Raw genomic sequence first — 8,683 nt, 5'->3', positions numbered from 1 at the left:
TGAATTTTTCTAAATAGACATACACCTTTATATATAATGAGTACGAAAGGAAGGGTTTTGGTAGCCATGAGCGGCGGCATCGACAGTTCGGTGGCGGCCGTGCTGCTGCATGAGCAAGGTTACGAGGTAGTAGGGATGACCATGAAAACATGGGATTATGCTTCTAGTGGCGCCAGTAAAAAAGAGACTGGCTGCTGTAGCCTTGACTCTATCAACGATGCCCGCAACATTGCTGTACAGTTGGGTTTTCCGCATTATATTATTGATATCCGCGATGAGTTTGGGGATTTTGTTATAAACCACTTTACAGATGAGTACCTGGCTGGCCGTACGCCAAACCCATGTGTGCTTTGCAACACGCATATAAAGTGGGATGCCTTACTTCGTCGTGCTGACCAGCTAGGATGTGATTTCATTGCCACAGGTCACTATGCTAACCTTCGTGAAGAGAACGGACGCTACGTGATTTCGAAAGGATTAGATGAAAACAAGGATCAGTCTTATGCTTTGTGGGGTATTTCTCAAGAGAGCCTAAGCCGCACAATGTTTCCGTTGGGCAAGCTGCACAAAACTGAGATACGACAAATGGCTTTGGACCGTGGCTTTACAGAACTTGTAAACAAGCCCGAGTCTTATGAAATCTGCTTTATTCCGGATAATGATTACCGAGGTTTCCTGAAGCGCCGTGTAGAAGGATTGGAAGAAAGCGTGGCAGGCGGGGAGTTTGTTCTTGAAGATGGTACAGTAGTAGGCAAGCATGAGGGATATCCTTTTTATACGATAGGCCAGCGCAAAGGCTTAGGTATTGCTTTAGGTTTTCCGGCGTATGTAACCAGAATAGAGAAAGATATGAACCGCGTGGTGCTTGGCAATTATGAAGAGCTTTCTAAAAATGCTATGACTGTCGGTAAGCTTAATCTTTCTAAATATGAAAATCTGATCGGGCAGCCGATTCCTACAGTTACAAAAGTGCGGTATAATGATTCAGGCACTGAAGCCATTATTGAACAGGAAGGCGATAAAATGAAAGTACACTTCCTGAGCGGTGTACATGCCATTGCCCCTGGACAGGCAGCCGTATTTTATGAAGGTGACGACGTAGTAGGTGGTGGCTGGATAGAAACCAACTATAACATGGCGTACAAACTTGACGTGTTACAATAATGAAAAAGACGCTTTTGCTTCTGGCCATGCTAACTGGTGTGATTACTGCCTGCGAAGAAACCTTTGTAGAGCCGGATCCAAAGGCAATGGGGTATGACTACTATCCTCTTGAAATCGGTGATTACCGTGTATACAATGTAACTGATATCAAATTCAGGAGCAATGTTGGCGATACAAGTCGTTTTCAAATCAGAGAGCTGGTTGACACCTCTTTTTACGACCAATCAAATACGTTAAACTACAAAATAGTTCGTGCTGTTCGTGCAGATGATACCAAACCGTGGGTAGAAGACTCTGTGATGACAGTTTTGAAATCGAATGGTAGTGTTCTACTTACCCAAAACAATACAACGTTTGTCAAACTGGTTTTTCCAGTAAAGGAAAATAAGACGTGGGCAGGTGATGCGTTTAACAACAATGTCATCAATGTAGATGAGAAAGAGCCTTATACCTATACTAACGTTGGTGAGAGTTATACCGTTAGAGGCCAGGTGTTTGATAAAACGGCTACTGTTATTCAAGGCAACCCAACAAATAACCTGGTGCAGCTCAACGATAGGAAAGAAGTTTATGCAGAAGGTGTAGGGCGGATATACCGGCTATACAATAAGGTAGTCTATTGTAACGAAACGCAGTCTGTAGATTGCAACTTTGGCGAAGACTTTAAATTGTTTGGAACAGAGCGCCACGAAGAGTTAGTCACTTACGGAAAAAGATAACATGCGTCCACTGCTGCTCTACATCTGTTTGATTCTGTGTTTGCCTACGCTTGCACAACAGCCTTCAGAAGTAGAGCAGCAGAAGCGCTTGATTTACTTCACTAATAAGCAGGATTCCCCATACTCCCTTGCCAACCCCTTAGCGTTTTTATCTCCGAAAGCCCTGCAGCGCAGAGTCCGGCAAAACATTTCTCTTACCACCAGAGACCTTCCTGTTAACCCTGCCTATGTAGCAGGTTTGAAGGATGCTGGAGCTACAGTATGGTATACTTCACGTTGGTTTAATGCAGCAGTAGTGCAATGCTCTGAGGCTAATCTTCAGGAGCTGCTGACACTGCCTTATGTGAAGAGCTACCGCACCCTTAACCGAACAACTCTTCCGGTATCACCACAACGAAAAGCATTAGATCGTAAATTAGAAACTGTACCTGCTGTTGCAATCTCTTCTACATTGGTGAGCGAAGATTATGGTTTGGCGTTTCATCAGGCAGATATGTTGGGCGCTGATGAACTACATGCTGCAGGATTTATCGGTGAAGGTATGACTATTGCGGTTCTAGATACCGGTTTTCCTGGTGTTGATTCTATTCCTGCTTTCTCGCATCTGTTTCAGAATGAGCAGCTAAAGGGCACCTTTGACTTTGTGACAAAACAAGAAAATGTGTTTTTAGCTAACGCTCATGGCACTTCTGTGCTGTCTACCATGGCTGCTTATGCCCCCGGCAACATAATAGGTACAGCGTATGGAGCCAATTACCTGTTGCTGCGCACCGAAGATGCAGCCTCAGAGCATCACATTGAAGAGATCAACTGGCTGTTAGCAGCCGAATATGCCGATAGTGCCGGAGCAGATGTTATCAACTCCTCTCTTGGTTATACTTCATTTCAGGCGCCATCTGTAAGTTATACTTACGATGATTTAGATGGTAATACAGCTTTGGTGACCAGGGCTGCTGATTATGCCGCAGCTACGGGCATGTTGGTCGTTGTAAGCGCCGGTAACGATGGCGATAAAGCATGGCAGTATATTGGAGCGCCAGCGGATGCTGACTCTGTACTTACTGTAGGAGCAGTTGATTCATTAGGCGTGAAGGCCTCTTTTAGTTCTTTTGGCCCAACTGCGGATGGGCAGATAAAGCCAGATGTGGTTGCGCTTGGGCTTAGAGCTTATGTGTTGAATGCTAGTGGTGGACTTGTGCAAGGCAATGGCACTTCTTTTGCCGGACCCATCATGGCTGGATTTTCCACTGTTTTGTGGCAGTCAAACAGGACGAAATCTAATATGGATATCATCAAGCTGTTGCGACAGCTTGGCAGTAATGCAAGTAGGCCAAATAACAGTATAGGCTATGGTATCCCCGTTTATTCCCACACAGTTACGTCTATTCCAGGAGTGTCTCTGCAGGCTAAAGCTTTTATTTCCAATCCTGTGAGCCGAGATCCTGTGCGCCTTACTTTAGGGCAAGCCTGGCTTCAGCAACAAGTAGAGGTGCAGGTGTTAGATGCAACTGGAAAGATAATCTATAGCCAACTTATTGCGCAGGCACAGCCGGAACAGCTATTAGGACTACAGCCGCATAAGCTTCAGAAAGGTTTATACTTGTGCCGTATCCGGTCCGGAAGCCGGGTAAACACTTTGCGCTTTGTTAAACTATAAGTATAGACCTTTACCCACTTATCATTAAAAGAGCTAGTTTTGCTTGTGAATTTATACTTATAAATAAGTATGGCATGCAACGTAAAGCTGGTTATAGGAATCCTTCAAGTATAACTGGTAAACAAACCCAATATCCTTCTGAAACATTCTTCCTACATCATTTTTTGGCTGTTGCTCCTTCTGCCTTGTACCTCCGTTGTTGCTCAAATTAATGGATGGGTAGTTGGCACAGTAGTACAATCTGAAACTAACACCCCTGTGTCTGGTGCATCTGTCATCAACATCAAAAGACAAAAAGCTACAATATCAGATGAAAAGGGTATGTTTCTGATACAGGCTGCTGATCAGGATTCTATTTTGATTCGGGCTCTTGGCTACGCACCCAAAATTATAAACGCTGATTTATCTGTAACTACTTCACAGAAGCTTAAAGTTATACTTGAAGTAGATGCTGTTCTACTGAAGGAGGTGGAAGTAATAGCCCTGCCGTCTCTCCGGGACTTAAAAAACAGGCCCTATGCAAATCCCAGCAATGTTAAAAACCCGGCATACATTCCCTTACCAGAGCCAGAACCCACTTTGCCCACCCCAAGCGTAAGTGGACCGATAGGTGCACTTTATAACATGTTTTCTAATGAGGGGAAACAGATACGGCAGCTGCAAAAGCACAATGCGCACCAGCGCCAACTAGAGCAACAGGAAGAGGAAGCGCAGTACAACAAGTTTTTTAAAGACAGTGTAGAGGTGCAGTAGAATTAGCTTAAGTGGCTAAGATAGGCTATGTTGCCTGGATTTTTAATTAATATCCGTTGCATTCTGAAAGCATCATTCCTATTTCATAATTAAAAAATTACCTTTGCAGGTATGAAACCTATCATTGCCCCATCTGTACTTGCTTCTGACTTTGCCAACCTGCAATCGGAGGTAGAAATGCTCAACAAAAGCCAGGCAGACTGGCTGCACATCGACATTATGGACGGACGTTTTGTGCCGAATATTTCATTTGGTTTTCCTGTTATGGAAGCTATAAAGCGCCATGCACAGAAGCCAATGGATGTACACCTGATGATTGTAGAGCCAGAGCTATACATTGAACAGTTTAGAGCTGCTGGCGCGGACACAATTACGGTACATTTCGAAGCCTGCACGCATTTGCACCGCACGCTACAGCAAATAAAAGCAACAGGAGCCAAGGCTGGTATCGCTCTTAACCCACATACTTCTGTAAATTTGTTAGAGGATGTTATTGCTGATGCAGATATGGTATGCCTGATGTCTGTAAACCCAGGTTTTGGAGGGCAGAAATTTATTCAAAATACCTATCGCAAGACAGAGGCCTTGAAAAACCTGATCATTCAGCAGAACTCACAGGCCCTGATAGAAATTGATGGGGGTGTGAACCAGCAGAATGCGCAGGCATTACTAGAAAAGGGTGCTGACGTATTAGTTGCCGGTAGTTTTGTGTTTTCTGCTGCTGATCCTATTCAGACAATTGCTGACTTAAAATCTATTTCATAAATTATAGAGCCTGATGCTGAAGTATCTCTCGGTATGGTTATGTATACTCTTGCCGTTAGGTGTTTCAGCACAACAGGCGACAGTACTTGGAAGAGTGCTAAACCAGCAGCGTGAGCCACTGGAGCAGGCAACCGTAGGCTTGCAGGGAGCAGCTATAGGAACCCAAACCAACCGCTTAGGTGAGTTTATACTTCAGTTGCCTTCGCAACGGCCTGTTGTTCTGGTTGTGCGCTACTTAGGCTATAAAGAGCTGCAGCAAACGTTTACGCTCCATGCTGGAGAGTCCCGTACTGTGGAGCTTATACTTGAAGCTGATCCGCAACAGCTGCAAACAGTTGATGTAAGAGGCAAAAAAGAAGAGGATACACGCGAGCAGGTAAGTGTAACCGAACTTGATCCACGCGATATACGCAACCTGCCGTCAGCTTACGGGGACTTCAATAAAATATTAGTCACGCTACCTGGCGTTAGCAGCAATAACGAGCTTTCCAGCACCTACTCCGTTCGAGGGGGCAATTACGATGAAAACCTCGTCTACGTCAATAACATCGAAATCTACCGGCCATTCCTGATCTCTGCTGCGCAACAAGAGGGGCTATCGTTTGTGAACCCAGACCTGGTAGAGAACATCTCATTTTCTTCTGGCGGCTGGCAACCCAAGTATGGCGATAAACTTTCGTCTGTACTGAACATACAGTACAAGCAGCCAAAAACATTTGCCGCATCAGTTACAGGTGGCTTAACAGGAGGTTCTGTACATTTAGAGTCTGCCTCTGAAAATAAGCGAGTTTCTTACCTTTTGGGCGTTCGCCATAAAAACGGACAATACATTTTACAAGGCCTGCAGACAGATGGTAATTACCAGCCAACCTTTACCGATGCACAGGCCTATGTCAGCTTTGATGTAAGCAAAGGAGAGCCATCAGGTACGACTACCATTGGTATACTCAGCAGCTATGCCAAAAACAATTTCATGGTTGAGCCGGAGTCGCAGGTTACTACTTTTGGGACGCAGCAGGCCCCTTTACGGCTTTCCATTGCCTTCGATGGAAAAGAGACAATGGAGTATAGCACCTTTCAAACTGGTGTTAATGTCTCTCACCGCTTCACAGCTAGCTATCTGGCACAGCTTATACTTTCAGGTGTGCAGTCGCGGGAGCGGGAATTCAGAGATGTGGAGGCTGGTTACCGGCTCTGCGATGTAAGCACCGCAGGCAATAATTTTGGAGAATGCCTACAGGAGCGCGGCATAGGAAGTGAGTTTAACCATGCACGTAATGCACTTTTGGCGCAGATGCTAACGGCAGAGTTACGAAACACGCTGCAGTTAAGCCAACGCAGCCATGTACAGTTTGGAGCAAAACTAGGTATAGAAAATATAACCGACGAGCTCAGGGAATATTCCTTCATGGATTCTGCCGATTTTGTGAACCAGAAAAACTTTCTCACTTCTGACTTAGAGCTTAATTCGTTGCGCTACAGTGGCTATGTGCAGCATACCTTTGAGCTGGATTCGCTAAAGACATTAACGTATGGAGTGCGGGCTACCTACTGGGATTTTAATGGAGAACTAAATATATCTCCTCGCGTGCAGTACTCTTTTATTACCCGCAAGAACCCAAACCTTTCCTTTAAGGCTGCCCTTGGTGTATATTATCAACCACCGTTTTACAGGGAGCTCCGCAACTTTAAAGGCGAGATCAATCAAGAGTTGAAGGCACAGCGCTCTATTCATGCCATCGTAGGAAGCGACTACCTTTTTGAAGCTTGGGGGAGAGACTTTAAATTAACAACAGAGGCCTATTATAAGGCAATGACAAATGTTATCCCGTATGACCTTGACAACGTGCGGCTGCGCTATTATGCCCGCAACAACGCTAAAGCCTATGCTGCAGGCTTTGATGTCCGGGTGAACGGCGAATTCATACCTGGAGCAGAATCCTGGTTAAGCCTTGGGGTGTTAACAACAAAAGAAAATGTTAGAGGAGACTCTATTGCTGTGTTTGATGCACAAGGTGAAGTAGTAGGGCGTAAGGAGCAGGGTTACATCCGTCGCCCAACTGATCAGCTTCTCAACTTTGGGGTATTCTTTCAAGACCATCTGCCTGATAACCCAACAGTGCGCATGTACCTGAATTTTGTGTACGGGAGTGGCTTGCCTTTTGGCCCTCCAAGCCAGCCGGACTACCGAAATGCCTTTGATGGTAAATCCTATAAGAGGGTAGACATAGGCTTTTCTAAAGTTATCATTGTAGAAAGTGACTTGGTAGAGCGAAAAAAAATTGGGTTGGAGAGCCTTTGGATCGGCTTAGAAATACTGAACCTGATAGATGCAAAGAATCGCGTGTCCTATAACTATGTGAATGATATAGATGGAGTTACCTATGCTGTTCCCAATTACTTAACTGGCCGACGCTTAAACCTGCGCTTTGTTGCCAAATTCTAAAAAGCGAAGGCAGCCAGTCTGGCTGCCTTTCGCTTTTTAGTACATCAAATCATTATTTTCTCTTCTTCCAGTCGCTGTAAGCTGTTTCTATCTGTTGCGCATATGTTTTATAGCTTTCAGGTTCAGTGCTGCCAAGCTGGATGGCTTTGGCTGATAAAGAAGCAGCCATCTGAAACTCGCTGTTGTGAGCATAAAGTTTTGCTTTGATCCAGTTGTTATAGAAGTTGTCTTTTATAGAAATTGATTTGTTAATCCACTCCAGTGCTTTCTGGTGGTGTTCTTTCCGTGACAACATGTATTCAGCGCTTTGTGCCCAGATAAACCAATCATCAGGTGCAGCTGTGGAAAGCGCTTTATTGATGTTTTGCAACGCTTTCTTTTCTATTTCTGTCTCTATTTTAAGCGTAACTTTAGTGTTTTCCCAGGCAAGGTTTAGGTTCGCCTTGTTTGTGCCTATATCTGAAAAAGAGTAAAGTAAAGTTTCAGTAAATGGCCCCTTCTTTGGCTTAACCTCCAGGTAAGCCACATCATCCAGTTCATTGTAGCCCTCTAAGCCCCACAAGGTAGTATCCTTGTTCAAAACAATGTGCCATAGCGAATCATTTTGGGGGAGTATAAACAAAGAGTAGGTGCCAGCAGGAACACGCTCCTGGTTCAAAAAAAGTTCATCCTCAAAAGTTATGAGAGTCGCTTCGTTTGCACCAGCACGCCAAAGCTGCTTGTAAGGCACTAAATTGCCGAATACTTTTCGTCCTTTCGTGCTGGGTGCATGATAGTTAACTGTAATATCCGTTAGCCCTACAGTTTGTTTAACCATAGAGGCAGGGCTAGCCTGGGGCAGCTTTAACTGTGCACGTCCTGTATGTGCTGCCAAAAGAAAGGCAAAAACAAATAAGAAAGGCAGTAACTTTTTCATCTATCGGAGGTATAAGTGATCTATACTATTTATGACGCTGGCACTTTAGTTTATAGAAAAGATCATGCCACACGATTCGTTTACAATGTTCGTTTGCAAATTTATACTTAATAAGCTCATGAAGCTTATTTCAGAATAATATCAGCTGTTTGAAACGCAGGAATGCCTTTATTAGTGCGTCCATGCTTCGTTTTTCTATAATTAACTTTATTTATATAGAAGTTCTCTTTTATATAAACATAAAACAGCTTTACTTTGTATCA

The 8,683-nt window shown here is 44.3% G+C and carries 7 protein-coding genes; 6 read left to right on the top strand and 1 reads right to left on the bottom strand.

What is annotated here, in order from left to right:
* Positions 1-36: 36 nt before the first annotated feature.
* The 6 genes from mnmA to ACFQ2O_RS17525 all read left to right on the top strand — a co-directional run bounded on the left by mnmA (position 37) and on the right by ACFQ2O_RS17525 (position 7,504).
* Positions 37-1,164, top strand: coding sequence for a tRNA 2-thiouridine(34) synthase MnmA (gene mnmA, locus ACFQ2O_RS17550; protein ID WP_377530831.1), 1,128 nt, complete (start codon positions 37-39; stop codon positions 1,162-1,164).
* Positions 1,164-1,883: a hypothetical protein gene (locus tag ACFQ2O_RS17545; protein ID WP_377530827.1), complete on the top strand. Its 720-nt coding sequence runs from the start codon at positions 1,164-1,166 to the stop codon at positions 1,881-1,883. The genes mnmA and ACFQ2O_RS17545 overlap by 1 nt, the downstream gene beginning before the upstream one ends.
* Position 1,884: 1 nt before the next feature.
* The gene (locus ACFQ2O_RS17540) at positions 1,885-3,540 is read left to right on the top strand and encodes a S8 family serine peptidase (RefSeq protein ID WP_377530822.1); all 1,656 of its coding nucleotides are present in this window, start codon (positions 1,885-1,887) and stop codon (positions 3,538-3,540) included.
* 171 nt (positions 3,541-3,711) lie between these two features.
* Positions 3,712-4,293 (top strand): carboxypeptidase-like regulatory domain-containing protein, encoded by a 582-nt coding sequence (locus ACFQ2O_RS17535; protein WP_377530817.1) that lies wholly within the window; start codon positions 3,712-3,714, stop codon positions 4,291-4,293.
* A 111-nt stretch (positions 4,294-4,404) separates the two neighbouring features.
* On the top strand, positions 4,405-5,058 hold the full coding sequence (rpe, locus tag ACFQ2O_RS17530) for a ribulose-phosphate 3-epimerase (protein WP_377530813.1): 654 nt from the start codon (positions 4,405-4,407) through the stop codon (positions 5,056-5,058).
* Positions 5,059-5,107: 49 nt separating this feature from the next.
* Positions 5,108-7,504, top strand: coding sequence for a TonB-dependent receptor (locus ACFQ2O_RS17525; RefSeq protein ID WP_377530810.1), 2,397 nt, complete (start codon positions 5,108-5,110; stop codon positions 7,502-7,504).
* A 52-nt stretch (positions 7,505-7,556) separates the two neighbouring features.
* Here ACFQ2O_RS17525 and ACFQ2O_RS17520 read toward each other — a convergent pair whose 3' ends face one another.
* Positions 7,557-8,420: a DUF2911 domain-containing protein gene (locus ACFQ2O_RS17520; protein ID WP_377530806.1), complete on the bottom strand. Its 864-nt coding sequence runs from the start codon at positions 8,418-8,420 to the stop codon at positions 7,557-7,559.
* Positions 8,421-8,683 lie beyond the last annotated feature (263 nt).

This window comes from Pontibacter rugosus (assembly GCF_042678745.1).
GTDB lineage: Bacteria > Bacteroidota > Bacteroidia > Cytophagales > Hymenobacteraceae > Pontibacter > Pontibacter rugosus.
This window is presented reverse-complemented; position numbering and strand designations above follow the sequence as displayed.